The organism is Acrocarpospora corrugata (assembly GCF_009687845.1).
Taxonomy (GTDB): domain Bacteria; phylum Actinomycetota; class Actinomycetes; order Streptosporangiales; family Streptosporangiaceae; genus Acrocarpospora; species Acrocarpospora corrugata.
This window is the reverse complement of record NZ_BLAD01000046.1, coordinates 169,246-187,869: the sequence shown is the minus strand read 5'-3', so window position 1 is coordinate 187,869 and position 18,624 is coordinate 169,246. Positions and strand designations below refer to the sequence as shown.

General features: G+C 70.7%; 16 protein-coding genes. 12 read left to right on the top strand and 4 right to left on the bottom strand.

The annotated features are described in order from the left end of the window. Nucleotides 1-10: 10 nt before the first annotated feature. A complete protein-coding gene (locus Acor_RS14280) occupies nucleotides 11-676 on the bottom strand; it encodes a winged helix-turn-helix transcriptional regulator (protein WP_155337105.1) in 666 nt (221 codons plus the stop codon). A gap of 132 nt (nucleotides 677-808) precedes the next feature. Here Acor_RS14280 and Acor_RS14275 point away from each other — a divergent pair, with 132 nt between their 5' ends. Then, nucleotides 809-1,816: a class I SAM-dependent methyltransferase gene (locus tag Acor_RS14275; protein WP_155337104.1), complete on the top strand. Its 1,008-nt coding sequence runs from the start codon at nucleotides 809-811 to the stop codon at nucleotides 1,814-1,816. 178 nt (nucleotides 1,817-1,994) lie between these two features. Further along, complete coding sequence (locus Acor_RS42785; RefSeq protein ID WP_174876145.1) at nucleotides 1,995-5,144, top strand: hypothetical protein; 3,150 nt, start codon at nucleotides 1,995-1,997, stop codon at nucleotides 5,142-5,144. 379 nt (nucleotides 5,145-5,523) lie between these two features. Here Acor_RS42785 and Acor_RS14265 read toward each other — a convergent pair whose 3' ends face one another. Continuing rightward, the gene (locus Acor_RS14265; RefSeq protein WP_155337103.1) at nucleotides 5,524-6,456 is read right to left on the bottom strand and encodes an MBL fold metallo-hydrolase; all 933 of its coding nucleotides are present in this window, start codon (nucleotides 6,454-6,456) and stop codon (nucleotides 5,524-5,526) included. A 204-nt stretch (nucleotides 6,457-6,660) separates the two neighbouring features. Then, on the bottom strand, nucleotides 6,661-7,887 hold the full coding sequence (locus Acor_RS14260; protein WP_246238642.1) for a DUF1015 family protein: 1,227 nt from the start codon (nucleotides 7,885-7,887) through the stop codon (nucleotides 6,661-6,663). Nucleotides 7,888-7,973: 86 nt separating this feature from the next. Here Acor_RS14260 and Acor_RS14255 point away from each other — a divergent pair, with 86 nt between their 5' ends. After that, the gene (locus Acor_RS14255; RefSeq protein ID WP_155337101.1) at nucleotides 7,974-8,393 is read left to right on the top strand and encodes a tetratricopeptide repeat protein; all 420 of its coding nucleotides are present in this window, start codon (nucleotides 7,974-7,976) and stop codon (nucleotides 8,391-8,393) included. Then, nucleotides 8,390-9,385, top strand: a complete 996-nt coding sequence (locus tag Acor_RS14250; protein ID WP_218034270.1) for an HAD-IIA family hydrolase — start codon at nucleotides 8,390-8,392, stop codon at nucleotides 9,383-9,385. The genes Acor_RS14255 and Acor_RS14250 overlap by 4 nt, the downstream gene beginning before the upstream one ends. Nucleotides 9,386-9,432: 47 nt before the next feature. Here the strand turns inward: Acor_RS14250 and Acor_RS14245 are convergent, their stop codons facing one another. Continuing rightward, nucleotides 9,433-9,780, bottom strand: a complete 348-nt coding sequence (locus tag Acor_RS14245) for an SCP2 sterol-binding domain-containing protein (RefSeq protein WP_155337100.1) — start codon at nucleotides 9,778-9,780, stop codon at nucleotides 9,433-9,435. 119 nt (nucleotides 9,781-9,899) lie between these two features. Here Acor_RS14245 and Acor_RS14240 point away from each other — a divergent pair, with 119 nt between their 5' ends. The 8 genes from Acor_RS14240 (at nucleotide 9,900) to Acor_RS14205 (ending at nucleotide 18,624) form a co-directional block, all read left to right on the top strand. After that, nucleotides 9,900-11,621, top strand: a complete 1,722-nt coding sequence (locus tag Acor_RS14240) for a hypothetical protein (RefSeq protein WP_155337099.1) — start codon at nucleotides 9,900-9,902, stop codon at nucleotides 11,619-11,621. Beyond that, nucleotides 11,618-11,857, top strand: coding sequence for a ubiquitin family protein (locus Acor_RS14235; protein WP_155337098.1), 240 nt, complete (start codon nucleotides 11,618-11,620; stop codon nucleotides 11,855-11,857). The genes Acor_RS14240 and Acor_RS14235 overlap by 4 nt, the downstream gene beginning before the upstream one ends. 52 nt (nucleotides 11,858-11,909) lie before the next feature. Then, nucleotides 11,910-12,722, top strand: a complete 813-nt coding sequence (locus Acor_RS14230; protein WP_155337097.1) for a TlyA family RNA methyltransferase — start codon at nucleotides 11,910-11,912, stop codon at nucleotides 12,720-12,722. Nucleotides 12,723-12,776: 54 nt separating this feature from the next. Next, the gene (locus Acor_RS14225; protein WP_155337096.1) at nucleotides 12,777-13,685 is read left to right on the top strand and encodes an NAD kinase; all 909 of its coding nucleotides are present in this window, start codon (nucleotides 12,777-12,779) and stop codon (nucleotides 13,683-13,685) included. Between the two features lie 80 nt (nucleotides 13,686-13,765). Continuing rightward, on the top strand, nucleotides 13,766-15,484 hold the full coding sequence (gene recN, locus Acor_RS14220) for a DNA repair protein RecN (RefSeq protein WP_155337095.1): 1,719 nt from the start codon (nucleotides 13,766-13,768) through the stop codon (nucleotides 15,482-15,484). Nucleotides 15,485-15,586: 102 nt separating this feature from the next. After that, nucleotides 15,587-16,783: a putative cytokinetic ring protein SteA gene (gene steA / locus Acor_RS14215; RefSeq protein WP_155337094.1), complete on the top strand. Its 1,197-nt coding sequence runs from the start codon at nucleotides 15,587-15,589 to the stop codon at nucleotides 16,781-16,783. Beyond that, on the top strand, nucleotides 16,780-17,748 hold the full coding sequence (locus Acor_RS14210) for a copper transporter (RefSeq protein ID WP_155337093.1): 969 nt from the start codon (nucleotides 16,780-16,782) through the stop codon (nucleotides 17,746-17,748). Before steA ends, Acor_RS14210 begins: the two co-directional genes overlap by 4 nt. A gap of 24 nt (nucleotides 17,749-17,772) precedes the next feature. Beyond that, nucleotides 17,773-18,624: a hypothetical protein gene (locus Acor_RS14205; protein ID WP_155337092.1), complete on the top strand. Its 852-nt coding sequence runs from the start codon at nucleotides 17,773-17,775 to the stop codon at nucleotides 18,622-18,624.

The following is an 18,624-nucleotide window of genomic DNA, read 5'->3' as shown; positions in this document are numbered from 1 at the left end:
CCGAGTTCTTTCAGAATGGCCGGGGAGTGGGCGCGTACCTGCTCAATTGCAGCCACCGGCTCAGGTCCCGGCATGCGCTCGCCAGTCCCCGAATCCGCAACGTCCCCGTCCGCTGTGACTGCTCCCACCCCACATCCCCCCGCCAGATCCGCGACATCTCCCGCAATGACGTCTCCAGGGTGACCACGACCTCGTACCCAGGATCGAAATCGCACACGTCGGTGCCGTCCCGCGTCATGACCAGCCACCACCGCCGGACAGCCGGCTCCGCCTCCGGGAAGACCACGTGAATCACCGTCCGCCCCGGCGGTAGCGCGGTGAGGTCGACGCTTCGCCGCATGTCCCACATCAGCAGATGCGGATCGAGGTCGGGATCGCCCAGTTCGGGCACCCACCGCGTCCCCCAGGCCCCGAGCGCGTCCACGATCGGACCCAATTCCTTGCCGGCCGCGGTGAGCACATATCTCTTGTCCTCGGTCCGTTCGGCGGCCCCCGCCTTGACGAGATCCCGCAGCCTCCGGCTGAGCAGCGTCGGCGACATCTTCGGCACGCCCCGCCGGATTTCATTGAAATGCTGACTTCCGGCCATGAGCTCACGCACCACCAGCAGCATCCACCGCTGGTCGAGTAACTCGGCGGCCTTCGCTACCGGGCAGAACTGGCCATATTCCGTCATAACCTGAAGGTAAGGCGAGCCGCGCCCGCCGACCAGTCCACAATGTGTACCGCGATCGCTCCAGATCTCGCACTATCGACCCCCGTGCCCTTGCGGCGACGGTGGACGTGACGCGAAAAGGAGCACACTGACATGACCACTCTGCGCGACCAAGCCGCCGTTCTGCTGCCGCACCTGGCCGGCTACACCGCCCACCGGACCATCGCCATCGGCATCCGCCAGGGCCTCGTCCGCGCGCTGGCCGAGACCCCGAGCGGTCTCACCGCCGACAAGCTCGCCGCGGATCTGGCGCTCGACCCGTTCTACGTCGGCGCCTGGTGCCGCGCCGCCTACGGCGCCCGCCTCTGCGACCGCCAGGGCGACGTCTACTGGCTGGAGCCCCACATGGCCACCCTCCTGCTCGACACCGCCAGCCCGGCCTACGTGGGCGGCGTCTTCACCGTCCTCGAACAGGACGAGATGTTCGACCGGTTCGAGCGCGTGCTCGGGTCCGGGGAGCGCCTGTGGTGGGACGGCTGCGACCCCGGCTTCATCGCCGGAGTCGCCGGCACAGGGACCCCGTTCTACACCCGCCTGATCCCGGCCGGCCTCGACCAGATCCCCGGCCTCGCCGAGCGGCTCACGGCGGGCTGCAAGATCCTGGAGACGGCCTGTGGCTCCGGTCGTGGGCTGGTACGGCTCGCCGGCGCGTACCCGGCCTGTGAGCTGACCGGGGTGGACGGGGACAGCCTGTCGATCGCCAACGCGGCCAAGCTGCTCGGTGCCGAAGGCGTGCGAGCCGAGTTGGTCACCAGTCCGCTGGAGACGATGGCGCCGGGGGAGGGGTTCACTCTGGTCGTCAACAACATCTCCATGCACGAATGCCGTGACATCGACGAAGTCACCCGGCGGAGCATGGAAGCGCTCGAATCAGGTGGCTGGTTCGTCATCTCCGACTTCCCGTTCCCGGCCGACGACGCCGGGCTGCGGGAGGTCCCGGGGCGGATCATGTCCGGGATCCAGTTCTTCGAGGCGCAGATCGGGGACCAGCTGCTGCCCCGGGAGGCGTACGACGAACTGCTGGCCAGGCACGGGTTCACCGAGCTGGGCTGGTTCCAGATGACGCCCATGCACGCGGTCACCTACGGCCGCAAACCGTGACGGGGGCTCGCGCAGTCGCCATCACTTGCTAGGCTGGACGGGCCGGGCCACCCCACCAAGAAGGGTGGCCTTCGTCGCGTCGGAGCAGGGACGCGAGCCGAGATATGCCCGAACCGCGCAGCCGCCTCCGAAACGGGACGCCGAGCCGTACGCGGTGAGCGAGCGACAGAGGACAGAAGTGAACAGAGAAGACGGGCGTGACGGCGCGGGCCGTGGCGAAGAGAACAGCGACCGGGCCGGTAGCGGCCCTCGAGAGCGACGTGAAGACGCCCCTGGAAGAAGCGGCGACCGCCCCTTCCGAGCGAACAGCCAAGGCGGCTATCGCGATTCCGGCAGCCGCCCAGGCTCCGACGACCGGGGCAACCGCCCCTTCCGCCCCCGCGAGGGCGATTCCAGAGGCGACTCCCGAGGCGGTTTCGGCGGCCGGTACGGCTCCCGCGACGACCGCCCGAGCCGCCCCTCCCGCGACAACGACCGCGGCGACCGCCCGCAACGCTCGTACGGCGACCGCGACAACCGCCCCAGCGGCGACCGCCCCGCGCGCCCGTACGGTGACCGCGACGCGAGCCGTGGCGACCGCCCGCAGCGCTACGGCGACCGCGACGCGGCCCGCGACAAATACGGTTCCGACCGGGGCAACCCCCCGTTCCGCCCGAACGACGGCCCCCGCCGCTCCACCGGCGACCGCCCGCAGCGGTCGTTCAACGACCGTGGCGACCGTCCCCAGCGATCCTTCAACGATCGCGGTGACCGTCCGCAGCGGCCTTTCAATGACCGAGGGGACCGTCCGCAACGGCCGTTCAACGACCGAGGGGACCGTCCCCAGCGCCCGTTCAACGACCGCGGCGACCGCCCGCAGCGATCCTTCGACGATCGTGGCGATCGGCCGCAGCGCCCGTTCAACGACCGCGGCGACCGTCCGCAGCGGCCTTTCAATGACCGTGGCGATCGGCCGCAGCGCCCGTTCAACGACCGCGGCGACCGTCCGCAGCGGCCTTTCAATGACCGTGGCGATCGTCCCCAGCGCCCGTTCAACGACCGCGGCGACCGTCCCCAGCGTTCATTCAGTGATCGCGGTGACCGTCCCCAGAGGTCGTCCGACGACCGGCCGCAGCGTTCTTACGGTGATCGCCCCCAGCGTCCCTACGGTGACCGGCCGCAGCGGCCGTTCAACGATCGTGGTGACCGTCCCCAGCGCTCCTTCAACGACCGCGATGACCGGCCGAAGCGTTCCTTCGATGATCGGGGCGACCGGCCCCAGCGCTCGTTCGAAGATCGTGGTGACCGTCCCCAGCGGCCTTTCAGCGACCGCGGGGACCGCCCGCAGCGGTCCTTCAACGATCGTGGTGATCGCCCGCAGCGGCCGTTCAACGACCGCGGCGACCGGCCCCAGCGTCCTTCCGGTGATCGTGACTCGCGTGGCGGCGGCTTCGGCGGTCGTTATGGGTCTCGTGACGATCGTGGTGACCGGCCGCAGCGTCCTTCTGGTGATCGTCCGCAGCGGTCGTTCGACGATCGGGGCGACCGTCCGCAGCGGCCTTTCAGTGACCGTGGTGACCGGCCGCAGCGCCCTTCCGATGATCGTCCGCAGCGGTCGTTCGACGACCGTGGGGATCGGCCGCGCCCGTACGGTGATCGTGACTCGCGTGGCGGCGGCTTCGGCGGTCGTTATGGATCTCGCGACGACCGTGGAGGCCGTCCGGTCCGTGACAACGATCGTGGTCCGTCCGGCGACCGGCCCTTCAAGGATCGTGAGGATCGTCCGCAGCGGTCGTTCGACGACCGTGGCGAGCGCCCGCAGCGTTCCGCCGACGACCGTCCGCAGCGGTCGTTCGACGACAAGGGCGACAGTCCTCAGCGTCCCTTCGAAGAGCGTGAGGGTGCCCGGCCGTTCAGCCGGGACGGCGAGGGCAGCCGGGCGCGCTACGGCCGGGACGAGGAAGCCCCGCAGCAGAAGGAGCGGGAGGAACTTCCCGAGCTGGACGCCGACATCACGCCGGACGAGCTGGACCGCGAGGCGCGCGACGAACTGCGTTCACTCCCCAGCGACTTGGCCGACCTCGTCGCCAGCCACCTCGTCGCCACGGCGAGGGCCCTTGAGCAGGAGGACCCGGAGCGCGCGTACGAGCACGCGAAGGTAGCCCGCCGGTTCGCCGGGCGGATCGGGATCGTCCGTGAAGCGACGGGGATCGCGGCCTACCACGCCGGTCAGTACGCGGAGGCCCTCGGCGATCTGCGCGCGGCCCGGCGAATGACCGGATCCGACGACTACCTGCCGATCATGGCGGACAGCGAGCGCGGCCTCGGCCGTCCGGAGCGTGCGCTCGACCTGGTGAAATCCAAGGAAGCCGAGCGCCTCGACCGGGCCGGCCGGATCGAACTCGCCATCGTCGAGTCCGGCGCCCGCCGCGACCTCGGCCAGCACGACGCGGCCGTGATCACCCTCCAGCGCATGCCCGAACTCCGCGACCCCCAGCCGAAGCCATGGTCGGCCCGCCTGGCCTTCGCGTACGCGGACGCGCTGGCGCACGCCGGCCACGAAGCCGCCGCCACCGACTGGTTCGGCCGCGCGATGGCCTTCGACGAGGACGGCGAAACCGACGCCGCGGAACGCTACGCGGAACTCACCGGCTCCGTCATCGAAGACGTCGAAGAGGACTTCGACGAATCCGACGAAACCCCGCCGGTCGACCTCGGCGACCTGCTCGACTCGCCCGCGAAGAACACGAACCACAAACCCGCGAACGAGCCCGCCAAGCAGGCACCCAGCGACACGGAAACCCCCGACGCAGAAGCCGGCAAGACGGAAACCGCTAAATCGGAAGCCGTTAAAACGGAAACTGCTGAAGCCGAATCCGGTAAAGCGGAAACCGAGGACGCCGAAGACGATGAAGTCGACGCCGTAGAAAGCGTCCAGGCGGACGCCGACGAAGCCGAAATCGGCGACGGGGAAATCGGCGACGGGGAAATCGGAGAACCCGAAACCGGTGACGCGGAAAGCGACACGGAAGAACCTTCCAGCGTACCGACCGCGGAAGCCTCCGAGATTCCGCAGCCCGCCACCTCAGAGGCCGACCAGCCTCTTTCTGGCGACGGCGACAACAAATCCCCGGAACCCCTCGTCGAAAAGCCCAAAACCAGAAAAAAGGCTGCCAAGGCCGATAAGTTCGACGAGGCCGACAAATCCGTGAAGGAGAAGTCCGTGAAGCCGGAGAAGTCCGTGAAGCCGGAGGACTCAGCGGTTCCGCTCGGCCTCGCGTTCATCGAGCCTGACTTCGGCGACGTCCTCGACGACCCGCAGGAGAAGCCCGACTCCCGCGACCGCTAACCCGACGCTCGGCTGACATGGCGGACGCTGCTACCAGCGTCCGCCATGCCTCATTAATCCAGCAAACCCAGTTGCACCGGATCCGGTGCAAACTGCACGAGACGCTCGCCTCATCGAGCCGGCGATTCTCCGCTTACACCGGTGGCATGAACTGCATGGGACGCTCGCGTCAGCGTCCGCACACGCCGTCGAACCGGCGATTCCCCGGTTGCGCTGGAGGCGGCGTGAACTGCGCGCGACGTCCGCGACACATCGTTGAACCGGCGACTTCTCGGATATGCCGGAGGTGGCGTGAACTGCCTGGGACGCTCGCGTCAGCGTCCGTCACGGTTCACCAATCCGGCGATTCCCCGGCTACGCCGCATCCGCCCATGGCAGCTCAATGAGGCATATCCACGCGATCCAGCCAATGCAGAATTCCCGCCACATTCGACGGTGCCCCGCTCAGCAGCTCGAAATGCTCGGCGGTCTCGTCCGCGCCACGCAACGCCGCGTACCGCTCCTTGGTCCGGTCCCGCACCATCGCCACCGCGTGATCAAGATCCAGCCCCGCCGAGCGCGCCTGCCTGGTCAGATCCACCCAGACCCGCAGTTCCTCAGCGGACCTCTCCAGCACCCCGGCAACGTCATCAACCGGCCCATAGTGGCTGAACAGCAACCGCTGCGGCCCCAGCGCCTCGAACAACGAGATCGACCCGAGCGCCGTCTCCAGGTCGAAATCCGGCGGCGGCGTCGCCGGCCGCAGGTCACCGGTCTCGGGCATGTAGACCCCGGCCGCGTCCCCGACGTACAGATCGCCGGTGAGCGAGTCGATCAGCCCCACATGATGCTTGGCGTGTCCCGGCGAGTAATGGCTGGCCAGCGTCCGCCCGTTGCCGAGATCGATCGCCCCGGTGTCCCCGAGCGCCTTGATCCGCGCCGCCTCGGTGGGCGCCAGCGACCCGAACAGCACGTCCAGCTTGTCGCCCCACACCATCTTCGCGCTGGCCATCAACCTGGACGGATCAACCAGATGCCGCGCGCCCTTCTCATGCACCACAATCTCGGCAACCGGGAACATCCGCGCGATATCCCCGACCCCACCCGCGTGATCCAGATGGATGTGCGTCACCACGACCGTGGCCAGATCCCCCGCCCCGACCCCGAGCGCGGCCAACGCGTCCCGGACCACCGGCGCCGACGTCGCCGTGCCCGTCTCCACCAGGCACGGCCGATCACCCAGGATCAGATAGCCAGCGGTGATCCCGGAGAACCCCGCCATCCGGGTGTCGATCTCGTACACGTCCCCGCCGAGCGGTGTCACATTCTCCACGCTCCGACCCTAACCGCAGGCCCGATCAGCGAGATATCCACGTAAGGGGCGCGCCGCGCGTTCTGACCCTGACCGGAGGCCGGCCTGCGAGATATCCGCGAAATGGCGGGCGCGCCGTGCACTCCGGCCCTAACCGCAGGCTCGATTTGTGAGATATCCGCGTAAGGGGCGCGCCGTGCGCTCCGGCCCTGACCGCAGGCCCGATCAGCCCGCCGCGAAGGTGCGCAGCACCAGCCCGGTGGCCGGTTTCGGCGCGAATGACGTCGATTTCCGCGGGACGCGCTCGCCGTTGGCGGCCACCGCGAAGACCTCGTCCGCCTTGAGTGGGTTGAGCAGCACGGCCGTGCCTTGATGCTGCCGGGCCAGCCGGACCGCCGCGTCGACGTCATGGTGCACGATCAGCACCGTCCGCTCGTCGTCCTCGATGCCCCACACCTTCGGCAGCAGGAACTCGTTCAGGATCGACGTCCCCAGCGCCCGCCACCTCGCCGACCTCTCGCCGTGCATGGCGTGCTCGACCTGCATCGGATCCGGGTCGGTGAGCAGATGCGAGTTGCCCTCCCCGGCCAGCACGAACGCCGGCCCCGAAGCCGACGCCAGCCCGGCCAGCGCGTCTTCGAGCGAGCCGAACTCGTGCACCCGCCAGGCGCCCTTCGCCCGCGCCGCCGCCTCCTCCAGCGGCAGCCCGGGAATGACCCGGTGAATCGCCTTCAGATCCGGCGGGTACGCGGTGGAGTCCACCAGCAGCGCCAGCCCGCAGTCCCACGGCCCCGGCGTCGCGCGTTCCGCCCGCAACGCCTGGTAGGTCGCGAACCGGTGGTGCCCGTCCGCGATGAGCGCCTGCCGCTGTGCCAGATCCGCCGCCACGGCCGTGATCTCGGCGGTGTCGGTGACCGCCCAGAGCCGGTGCCGTACGCCGTCCCGACCGGCCACGTCCATCAGCGGTTCGCGCCCGGCCGCCACCTCGTCGACGAGCCGGGACGCGGGACCGCCCCCCGCGTACAGCAGGAAGATGGGCTCCAGGTTCGCTTCGGTGCTCCGCATCAGCGCCAGCCGGTCGGCCACCGGGCCCGGCATCACGTTCTCGTGCGGCAGCACGGCGTCGGAATCCACGCCGACGACGCCGATCAGCCCGCGCTGGAGGACGCCGATGCCGCTCTGCTCGTACACGTAGAGGGCGGGATCCGGGTCGGTCACCAGGACGCCGGCGGTCAGCCACTCCTCCAGCAGCAGGTGAGCGTCCGCGTAGTGATCAGCCCCGGGAAGGATCAGGCGCACCACATTGTTGGGATGGACGTCCAGCAGAGTCTGGGCATCGCCGGGGGAGATCAGGTCGTAGGGCGGGGATGTGACGGCCGCCACGTCGGCTACGGCATACCGCACGCCGTGGAACGGACGCAGCACCAGTCCCGCCCGTTCAGAACTCTCCATACCGGGCATGTTGCCATAAACGCCCGGACTCCCCACGGAAGCGGTGCCCGGTTCGTCAGGAAATCGGTTCGCAGGAGGCCTCATCTATGATCCAAGGACAGGACGGCGTCGCTGATTCCCCCGGCAGCCCCGCCGGGGATGTCTACGACTGGTACCAGCGCGGCGTCAAACTCCTGGAAGAGGGCAGTCCGGCCGCCGCCGCGTCCCTGCTGGAGCGCGCCGCCGACGCGGAACCTGAGTCGCGCAGCATCCGCGAGGCGCTGGCCCGCGCCCAGTTCAACTCCAAGCGGTACGCGGAGGCCGCCGACAGCTTCCGCTGGATCGTCAACGCGAACCCGGCCGAGGATTACGCCCACTATGGTCTTGGTATGGCACTTTGGCGCACCGGCGACATCGAGGGCGCGCAGGAACCGCTGGCGGTCGCCGCGGCGATGCGTCCCGACCTGCGGCACTACGTCTCCGCCCTGACCCAGATCCGCGCCACCCTGCACGCGAGGCAGGCGTGACCCACCTGATCGACCGGTACGACACGCTCCTGCTCGACCTCGACGGCGTCGTCTACCTGGGCAGGAACGCCGTCCCCGGCGCCCCGGAAGCCCTCAGGGCCGCCCGCGCCGGGTCGGTACGGCTGGCCTACGTCACCAACAACGCGTCCCGCACCCCCGCCGCCATCGCCGAACACCTGACCCACCTCGGCGTCCCCGCCGACCCCGCCGACGTGGTCACCTCCGCCCAGGCCGCCGCCCGCCTCATCGCCGAACACGTGCCACCTGGCTCCCGGGTCCTGGTCGTCGGCGGCACCGGCCTGCGCGGCTCCCTGCGCGCCTTCGGCCTGCGCCCGGTCAGCACCGCCCTGGACGCCCCCGCCGCCGTCGTGCAGGGCATCTGGGACGGCATCTCGTACGGCCTGCTGGCCGAGGGCGTCCTGGCCGTCCGCCAAGGCGCCTGGTTCGTCGCCGCGAACGCCGACACCACGATGCCCACCGGGCGTGGCGAGCTGCCAGGGAACGGCTCGATGACGCAGGTCATCGCGACCGCCACCGGCGTGCGGCCGGTCGTCGCGGGCAAGCCGGAACCCCCGCTGCACCGTGAGTCGATGATCCGCACCAACGCGGAGTCCCCGCTCATCGTCGGCGATCGCCTCGACACCGACATCGAGGGCGCCACCCGCGCCGGCGTCGACAGCCTCCTCGTCCTGACCGGCGTCAGCACCCCGCTGGACCTGCTCACGGCGGTCCCCGCGCACCGCCCGACGCACATCTCCGCCGGCCTGTCCGGCCTGCACGAGGCGGCCGCTGAGATCCGCGCCGAGGGCGACGGCTTCAGTTGCGGATCGTGGAGTGCGACCTGGTCCGGTGGCCGCCTCCAGCTGAGCGGCTCGGGCGACCCGATGGACGCGCTGCGCGCCGCCTGCGCCGCGACCTGGGCGGGGGTGGGCGAAACCGCCGCAGACGAGGACGCCGTCAAGCCCGCCCTGCCGTTTCTGCCGCAACGCTGAAGCCCCGGAGACGCCGAAGCCGTAGAGGCGCAAGTAACGTCGAACGTTCAGAGCAGTCTGCGCAACCGGAGCAGGTCGCCGAGGCTGGCGTCTATTTTGACGCGGCCGCCGAGCAGGGCTCTGGCCATGTCGAGTTCGCCGTTCACGAGTGCGAGCAGGTCCGCGCTGCGGATGGTGAGCTTGATCTCGGGCGGGCGGCCGTCCGGCGGCGGGGCCTCTTTGAAGGGGTCGAGGCCGTTGGGGTGGATGCGGCCGTAGAAGGTGACGTCGAGGTCGGAGATGCGACAGGAGACCCTGCGCTCCACGACATGCCTGGCTCGATCCTCGTCACTGATCTCGTCGAATTGCTCGACGAGTTTCTCCAGCGCAGCCCGGCATTCTTCGACGCTCGCCATGCGTCCACCCCTCTATCTGCGGACCGGTCAAATGCCTCTACACCACGGACGGTAGCGTTCCACATGAGTACTACGCGAAATCTGGCACGTGGGGGCGTGTCAGGGATAAGGGGGTTCGCATGGTGTTCGAAGCACTCCGCGGTTACGTACAGGTCGCGACCGGCCTGACCGACGTGACCAGGGCAAAAGCCCAGACCGCCGTCAAAGAGCTGATGGCGTCGGGGGACAACGGCCTCGGCCAGGTGTCCGCGCACGCTGGCCAGCTCGTCGAGGAACTCGTCGCGGTCGGCAAGTCCAACCGCGAGCAGCTCACCCAGATCATCCGCACCGAGGTGGACAAGGTCCTCCTCGTGCTCGATCTGGTACGGGCGGAGAAAGTGGACCGTCTCCAGGACCAAGTCGAGGAACTCGAATCCCGCCTGGCGTCCGAGTCACCCGCCTCGGCCACACGCACGACGGCCAAACGCGCCACCGCAGGCAAGAGCCCGTCGACGAAGGCCACCACCAAGGCCACCACGAAGGCCACCACCAAGGCCACAGCGAAGTCCACCGCCAAAACCAAGCCGACCACGAAACCGGCCGCGAAGGCGACCACGAAATCGGCCAAGAAGTCCGCTCCGGCCAAGGCCAAGAGCATCTCCGCCACCGCCAAGCGCACCACGAAAGGCACTCCAGCCAAGTCCACCAAGCCCAAGACGACAACCACGAAGCCGCGTACGACCACGTCCCGGTCGGCCACATCCCGGGCGGCCACATCCCGGGCGTCCACGTCCAGGTCGACCACGAAGACTGCAACCGCCACTAAGCCGCGCACGACCAGGTCCACCATGGCTGCCACGACGCCGAAGGCCACCAAGTCGGCCATGACCAGGTCCACCGTGGCGGGTACGACGCCCAAAGCCACTAAGTCGGGCAAGACCAGGTCCACTAAAGCGCCCACGATGCGCAAAGCGGCCAAGGCGGGCATGGCCAAGACAACGGCCGCCAAGACCCGGACCGCCGCCGGCAAACCGCGCTCCACCGCACCCCGGATGCCGAGGATGACCGGGAGCGCGAAGGGCTCGTCGCCGAAGGTGGCGGCGGCGGGGGAGAGGCGGACCGGGGTGGCCAGCGCTCGCCTCAAGTCCGCCGCGCGTCCGGCCGGAAGGAAGCGGACGACGGCGGCCTCCGACGGGGTCGCCGGCGTCAAGAAGGCGGCCACGCGCAGCCGTACCAGCGCGAAGGCGACCGGAACCACCCGGAAGCGGATGGCGGGCACCACGCCGGGCAGGACCCCGAGCAAGACGCTGAGCAGGACGGCCGCCAAGACTGTGGCCAAGCCTGCCAGCCGGGCGGCTAAGGTCACGGGCAAGGCGGTAAAGCGCTCGGCCACGAAGGCGGCCGGGCTGAAGACGACCGGCGCGAAAGCGATCCGGGCAAAAGCGGCAAGTGTGAAGGCTGCCGGGGCGCGGACGGTCCGGGCGTCGGCGGCGAGCGTCAAGGCGGCTGGAACAAAGACGGTCCGGGCGTCGGCGGCCGGTGTGAAAGCTGCCGGAACGAGGACGGCCAGCATGAAGACTGCCGGAGCGAGGACGGCCAGAGCGAAGACCGCCAGAGCGAAGACGGCCATCATGAAGGCTGCCGGAGGGAAGACGGCCAGGACCAAGACGGTCATCATGAAGGCTGCCGGGGCCAAGACGGCACAAGCCAAGACGGGCAGTGCCAAAACGGCCAGTGCCAAGACGGGCAAGACGAAGGCCGCCGGAGCGAAGGCCGCCGGGAAGAATGTGGCCGGTGTTCGGGCGGTAGGGAAGAAGGCGGCGGCCGGGCGGCGGTCGGCGGGGAGTGGAGGGCGGGCATGACGGAAGCGGGCTTGGAGGGCGCGGGACTGGCGTTCCTGCGTAACATCCAGGCTGAGGGGTCGCCTGAACCGGGAGCGGTCGCGGGGCGTACCTCGGGGGGTGACGGGTCGGTCGAGGGCGCGGTGGCGCGCCTCGGCGGGCTCGGTGAGCGTCCCGTGGGAGAGCATGTGGCGGTTTTCGAGGAGGTTCTCGGTGATCTGGAGAGCACGCTCGCGTCGGTGGACGAGCGTACGTGATCGGAAGCGGTGACGGCCGCGCGCCGCTCGAACCGAGGGTGAGGGCGGCGCGGTGAGCCAGCGGAGGCGGCTGGACAGCGAGCTGGTCCGGCGGAAACTGGCGCGGTCGCGGGAGCAGGCCGCGCAGCTCATCGAGGCGGGCCGGGTCAGCGTCGGCGGCCAGGTCGCGGGGAAGGCGGCCACGCAGGTGGACCTCGCGTCCGCCATCGTCGTGGCTGTGGCCGCCGAGGGGCCCGACTACGTGTCCAGGGGCGCCCACAAGCTGCTCGGCGCGCTGGCGGTCTTCGCCGACCTGCGCGTCGAGGGGCGGCGCTGCCTGGACGCGGGCGCCTCCACCGGCGGGTTCACCGACGTCCTGCTCCGCCACGGCGCGGCGCACGTGCTCGCGGTGGACGTCGGCTACGGCCAGCTGGCCTGGTCGCTGCGTACCGACGACCGGGTCACGGTGCTGGAGCGGACCAACGTCCGGGACCTGACCCCGGAGCTGGTCGGCGAGGCGCCCACGCTGATCGTGGGCGACCTGTCGTTCATTTCGCTCCGCCTGGTGCTGCCCGCCCTGACCGGCTGCCTGGCCGACGGCGGCGAACTGGTCATGCTGGTGAAACCCCAGTTCGAGGTGGGCAAGCACCGGGTCGGCGCGGGCGGCGTGGTCCGCGACCCGGCGCTGCGCGCCGACGCGGTCGCGCAGGTCGCGGCGGCCGCGTCCGGTCTCGGCCTGACCGTGAAGGGCGTGACCGCCAGCCCGCTTCCCGGCCCGTCGGGGAACGTGGAATATCTGATCAGACTCGGCAAGGGCGCGGAGCACGAGCCCGTCGCCGACCTGCCGGCCGAAATCGGCCGCGCCATCGCCGAAGGCCCCCAATGATTCCTCCAGGAGCATGATGACTCCCCGCACGACGCTGGACGCGGAGCGTTCCTGATGAACGCGAAGCGGACCGTTCTCATCACCACGCACACCGGCCGCCCGGCCGCCGTCGAGAGCGCCCGGCTGGTCATCCACCGGCTGCTGGCCGAAGGACTGAACGTGCGGGTGCCCGCCGACGAGGCGGAGGCGGTGGCCGAGCCGGGCGTGGAGGTGATCGCGGCGACCGCCTCCGACGCGGCCGACGCCGAACTCATGATCGTCCTCGGCGGTGACGGCACCCTGCTGCGGGCCGCGGAACTGGTGCGGCCGAGCGGCGTCCCGCTGCTCGGCGTCAACCTCGGGCACGTCGGATTCCTCGCCGAGGCCGAGGTGGAGGACCTCACCGAGGTCGTCGACCGGGTGGTGGAGAGCCACTACGAGGTCGAGGAGCGGATGACCATCGACGTCGTGGTCCGCGTCAACGGCACGGTGCTGGCCAGGACGTGGGCGCTCAACGAGGCGTCGGTGGAGAAGCGGGACCGGATGCTGGAGGTGGTCGCCGAGATCGACGGCCGGCCGCTGTCCCGGTGGGGGTGCGACGGCGTGATCTGCGCCACCACGACCGGCTCCACCGCGTACGCGTTCTCGGCCGGCGGGCCGGTGGTCTGGCCGGAGGTGGAGGCGCTGCTGCTGGTGCCCAACAGCGCGCACGCGCTGTTCGCCCGGCCGATGGTGATCTCGCCCAGGGCCAGGGTGGCGGTGGAGATCCTGCCGGAGACCAGCGCCGGCATCCTGTGGTGCGACGGGCGGCGCAGATTCGACCTGCCGCCGGGCGCGCGGGTGGAGGTGACCCGCGGCCAGATCCCGGTCCGGCTGGCCCGGCTGCTCGGCGTGCACGCCACCGGCGTGCCCTTCACCGACCGGCTGGTCGCCAAGTTCGGGCTGCCGGTGGAAGGCTGGCGCGGGCGGGTCAGGAACCCCTGACCGGCGGCCCCGCGACTCGAAAATCTTGGCGAGTTGCGCGTAGGATCTCAACCGACATCGCAGCTGAACGGGAGGGACCAGTGCGACCGAGGGTCGAGGAGGTCCGGATCCAGGGGCTTGGCGTCATTGACGAAGCCGTCCTGGAGCTGTCACCGGGATTCACCGTTGTCACAGGTGAGACGGGCGCAGGCAAGACCATGGTGGTGACCGGCCTGGGGCTGCTGTTCGGCGGCCGGGCCGACCCGGCGCGGGTGCGCCCGGGGGCCGACAAGACGACCGTGGAGGGCACCCTGCGGGTGGACCCGGCGGGCCGGGCGGCCCAGCAGGTGCTGGACATCGGCGGCGAGGTCGAGGACGGCGAGCTCATCATCTCCCGCACCGTCTCCGCCGAAGGCCGCTCCCGGGCCTGGCTCGGCGGGCGGACCGTCCCGGTCGGGACGCTCACGTATCTGGCCGAGGATCTGGTGGCCGTGCACGGGCAGATGGATCAGCAGCGGCTGCTCCATCCCGGCAAGCAGCGGGCCGCGCTGGACCGGTATGCGGGCGACGAACTCCTCAAGCCACTCAGGGCGTACGAACAGTCTTACAAGCGGCACAAGCAGGTCGGCGAGCTGCTGGCCGAGCTGACCACCCGGGCGCGGGAACGCGCCCAGGAGGCCGACGTGCTGCGGTTCGGGCTGGCCGAGATCGAGAAGGCGGAGCCGAGGGCGGGGGAGGACGCGGAGCTGAAGGAGGAGGCCGAGCGGCTCTCGCACGCCGACGCGCTCCGCGGCGCCGCCACCACCGCGCACACCGCGCTGCTCGGCGACCCGATGTCCGGCCCCGAGGCCGTCCAGGACGCGGGGTCGCTGGTCGGCACCGCGCGCGCGGTGGTCGAGTCGGTCCGCGAGTTCGACCCGGTGCTCGGCGGCCTGGCCGACCGGCTGGCCGAGGCCGGCTACCTGATCAACGACGTGGCCACCGAGCTGGCCGCCTACGCCGAATCGGTGGAGGCCGACCCGGCCCGGCTGTCGGCCGTCCAGGACCGCAGGTCCACGCTGACCGGCCTGGTCCGGAAGTACGGTGTGGACGTGGCCGGAGTGCTCGACTGGGCCCGCAGGTCTGCGGCCAGGCTCACCGAGCTGGAGGGCGACGACGACCGGATCGAGGAGCTGACCCGGGAGCACGACGAGCTCACCGAACGGCTGACCGAGCAGGCGGGGGAGCTGACCAGGATCCGGGCCGGCACGGCCGAACGTTTCGGCGAGGCGGTGACCGGGGAGCTGACCGCGCTCGCGATGCCGCACGCCCGGGTCAGCGTCGAGATCACCCGGAGCGCGGAGTTCGGGCCGCAGGGCGTGGACGAGGTGGAGCTCCGGATGGCCGCCCACCCGGCCGCCCCGCCGCTCCCGCTCGGCAAGGGCGCCTCCGGCGGCGAGCTCAGCCGCGTCATGCTGGCCATCGAAGTGGTCTTCGCCGGCGCCGACCCGGTCCCGACGTTCGTCTTCGACGAGGTGGACGCGGGCGTCGGCGGCAAGGCGGCCGTGGAGATCGGCCGCCGCCTGGCCAAGCTGGCCAGGACCGCCCAGGTCATCGTGGTCACCCACCTGCCGCAGGTGGCCGCCTTCGCCGACCAGCACCTGGTGGTGGAGAAGGCCGGCGACGGCAGCGTGGTCCGCAGCGGCGTGGTCGCGCTGGACCGGGAGGGCCGCGCCCGTGAGCTGTCCCGGATGCTCGCCGGTTTGGAGGATTCCGAACTGGGCAGGGCGCACGCGGAGGAGCTCCTCTCGCTGGCAGACGCGGCGAAAGCGGTCGTCTGACCCGGTGCACCTGCCCGTTTCCCGGCCCGCCGGTTGTGACAAACCTGTCACGTGCCGGGGTGTCGGGCCGTCATGGTCGTTCGCTCTGGCAGGATGGTCACGATGAAGGTCCCGAGCGTGAAGGTTCCGGGCCTCCGCCGCAGGAAGGTCAACGACCTTCCCGGGGTGACGGCAGTGGCGAGAATCGACCGGCGGACCAAGAGGCTGACCAAGCGCCTCAAGGCCGGGGAGATCGCGATTATCGATCACGTTGACGTCGACCGGGTGAGCGCGGAGGCGTTGGTGGCATGCGGTGCCGCGGCCGTGGTGAACGTGGCCAGCAGCATCAGCGGCCGCTACCCCAATCTCGGGCCGCAGATCCTGCTGGAGGCGGGCGTCGCGCTCGTCGACAACGCCAGCCCCGAGCTGTTCGACGTGGTGCGCGACGGCGACCTGGTCCGGGTGCACGACGGCGTCGTCTATCTCGGCGAGGAGCCCGCGGGCAAGGGCGAGATCGGCACGACCGACTCCGTCGAGGCCGCCATGACCGAGGCCCGCGCCGGGCTCTCGGTCCAGATCGAGGCGTTCACCGTGAACACGATGGAGTATGTCCGGCGCGAGCGGGACCTGCTCATCGACGGCGTCGGCGTGCCCGACATCGAGACGGTCATGGACGGGCGGCATGTGCTCATCGTGGTCCGGGGGTACCACTACAAGGAGGATCTGGCGGCGCTCCGGCCGTACATCAGGGAGTATCGGCCGATCATGGTCGGCGTGGACGGCGGTGCGGACGCGCTGCTCGAAGCGGGATACAAGCCGGACGTGATCGTCGGTGACTTCGACTCGGTCACGGACCGGGCGATCACCTGTGGGGCCGAACTGGTCGTGCACGCCTACCGGGACGGGCGGGCGCCCGGCTTGGAGCGGGTCCACAAGCTGGGTCACGACGCGGTGCTGTTCCCGGCGGCGGCCACCAGCGAGGACATCGCGATGCTGCTGGCCGACGAGAAGAGCGCCTCGCTGATCGTCGCCGTCGGCACCCACGCCACCCTGATCGAGTTCCTGGACAAGGGCCGGGCCGGCATGGCCAGCACGTTTCTCACCCGGCTCCGGCTGGGCAGCAAGCTCATCGACGCCAAGGGCGTCAGCAGGCTCTATCGCAGCCGCATCTCCACCGCGTCCCTGCTGCTTCTCGTCGCCACCACGCTGGTCACCATCGGGGTGGTGCTGTTCGTCGCGCCGGTCGGCAAGATCTGGCTGGACGGGCTGCAGGACACGTGGAACGGCTTCATCTTCTGGGTGGTCGGACTCTTCTCGTGATCGATTTTCGGTATCACCTCGTCTCCATCGTCGCCATCTTCCTGGCGCTGACGGTGGGCATCGTGCTGGGCAGCACCGTCCTGCAGAACCCGATCATCCGCTCGACGCAGGCGACCGCGGAGAGCATCAAGAAGATGAACCAGGACCAGCGCGACCAGATCGCGGCGCTGCAGGCCCGGGAGGACGGCAACAACGCGTTCGTGTCCGACGCCACCCCCGAGCTGGTCCAGGGGAACCTCGCCGGGGAGCATGTGCTGGTGGTGGAGGCCCCCGGCGCGCCGAGCGGGCTGCGGGACCAGGTGCGGGAAGTGATCGAGCGGGCCGGGGGGACCTACACCGGGCGGATCACGCTGACCGACAAGTTCCTCTCGGCGGAGCAGACCGGGGTGCTGGACGGGCTGGCCGCGCAGCTGTCGCCGATCGGGACGGTGTTCGCCGAGGGGGCTACGCCGTACGACAAGGCGGGGCAGGTGCTGGCGAGCGCGCTGGTGACGAACACGCCGCTGTCGGCGGGCACGGTGAACACGGCCACCTCGGCGGTGCTCCAGGTGTTCCAGGAGGGCGGGTTCATCGCGATGTCGGACGATCCGTCCAAGCGGGCGACGCTGGCCGTCGTGGTGGCGCCGGCCACGCCGTACGAGGGGGACGACGCGGACGCGCAGAACGGCGCGATCGTGGCGGTGGCGGGGGCGCTGGACAACGGCTCGCTCGGCACCGTGGTCGCCGGGACGGCCACCGCGTCAGGGACCGGTGGGGTCATCGCGGCGGTGCTCGACTCGGGGGACGAAGCCTCGCAGGTGTCCACCGTCGACACACTCGATCTGCCCTCGGGCCGGGTCGCGCTCGTCTACGCTCTGCGGGAGCAGCACGCAGGCCGTTCCGGGGCGTACGGGATCGGCAGCGGGGCGACGGCCTTCGCGCCGACCCCCAGCGCCAGCCCCAGCCCGGTGGCTACGGGCGGCTGACCTCCAACCGTTAGGACTCGCGCTGTGGGCAATCGCTCCTGGCTGGCCGCCATATCCGGCGTCGCGATCGGGGCCGTCGCGGCCCGCGCCGCCTATTCCGTCTTCCGCCGCCGTCCCCCGGTCGGCGAGGAGAAGACGTGGACCCGCACCAACCACCGGGGTGAGCCGATCACCCTCCTCGAAGGCCCCGCCTACGTGGCCGCCGCCGGCCTGGCCGCCGCGCTCACCCCCGGCCTTCCGCCGCGCGCCCGCGCGGCCGCCGTGCTGGCGGGCGTCGGCAGCGGCGTGCTGGGCGGATACGACGACATCTACGGCAGCACGGCCTCGAAGGGCTTCAAGGGCCATCTGACCGCGCTGGCCCGCGGCGAGGTCACCAGCGGCGCCGTGAAGATCGCCGGGATCGGCGCGGTCGGCCTGACCTCCGCCGCCCTGGCCGGCGGCTCCCGCGCCGACGTCCTCGTCAACGGGGCGATCATCGCGGGCGGCGCCAACCTGGCGAACCTCTTCGACCTGCGCCCGGGACGGGCGATCAAGGTGGGCCTGCTCACCGGTGCCCCGCTGCTCGCCGCCTCGCTGTACGGCTCCCGCCCGGCCGCCGCCGCCCTCGCCGCCGTCCCGCTGGGGGCCGCCCTGGCGCTGCTGCCCGAGGACCTGGCCGAGCGGGCGATGCTGGGCGACGCCGGAGCCAACGCGATGGGCGCGCTGCTGGGACTGGCCGCCTCGGCCCGGCTCGGCCGCCCGGCCAGGCTGGGCGTGCTCGGGGTCGTGGTCGGGCTGACGGCCGCCTCGGAGAAGGTCAGCTTCACCAAGGTCATCGCCGGGAACCCGGTGCTGAACCGGATCGACCTGCTGGGCCGGCGGCCGGTTCCCCGATGA

Bases quoted from the DNA above. Each gene is read 5' to 3' on its own strand.
- Acor_RS14225 (WP_155337096.1), top strand. From the start codon at position 12,777: ATGAACGCGAAGCGGACCGTTCTCATCACCACGCACACCGGCCGCCCG.
- Acor_RS14235 (WP_155337098.1), top strand. From the start codon at position 11,618: ATGACGGAAGCGGGCTTGGAGGGCGCGGGACTGGCGTTCCTGCGTAAC.
- Acor_RS14255 (WP_155337101.1), top strand. From the start codon at position 7,974: ATGATCCAAGGACAGGACGGCGTCGCTGATTCCCCCGGCAGCCCCGCC.
- steA (WP_155337094.1), top strand. From the start codon at position 15,587: ATGAAGGTCCCGAGCGTGAAGGTTCCGGGCCTCCGCCGCAGGAAGGTC.
- Acor_RS14275 (WP_155337104.1), top strand. From the start codon at position 809: ATGACCACTCTGCGCGACCAAGCCGCCGTTCTGCTGCCGCACCTGGCC.
- Acor_RS14245 (WP_155337100.1), bottom strand. From the start codon at position 9,780: ATGGCGAGCGTCGAAGAATGCCGGGCTGCGCTGGAGAAACTCGTCGAG.
- Acor_RS14260 (WP_246238642.1), bottom strand. From the start codon at position 7,887: ATGGAGAGTTCTGAACGGGCGGGACTGGTGCTGCGTCCGTTCCACGGC.
- Acor_RS14240 (WP_155337099.1), top strand. From the start codon at position 9,900: ATGGTGTTCGAAGCACTCCGCGGTTACGTACAGGTCGCGACCGGCCTG.
- Acor_RS14280 (WP_155337105.1), bottom strand. From the start codon at position 676: ATGACGGAATATGGCCAGTTCTGCCCGGTAGCGAAGGCCGCCGAGTTA.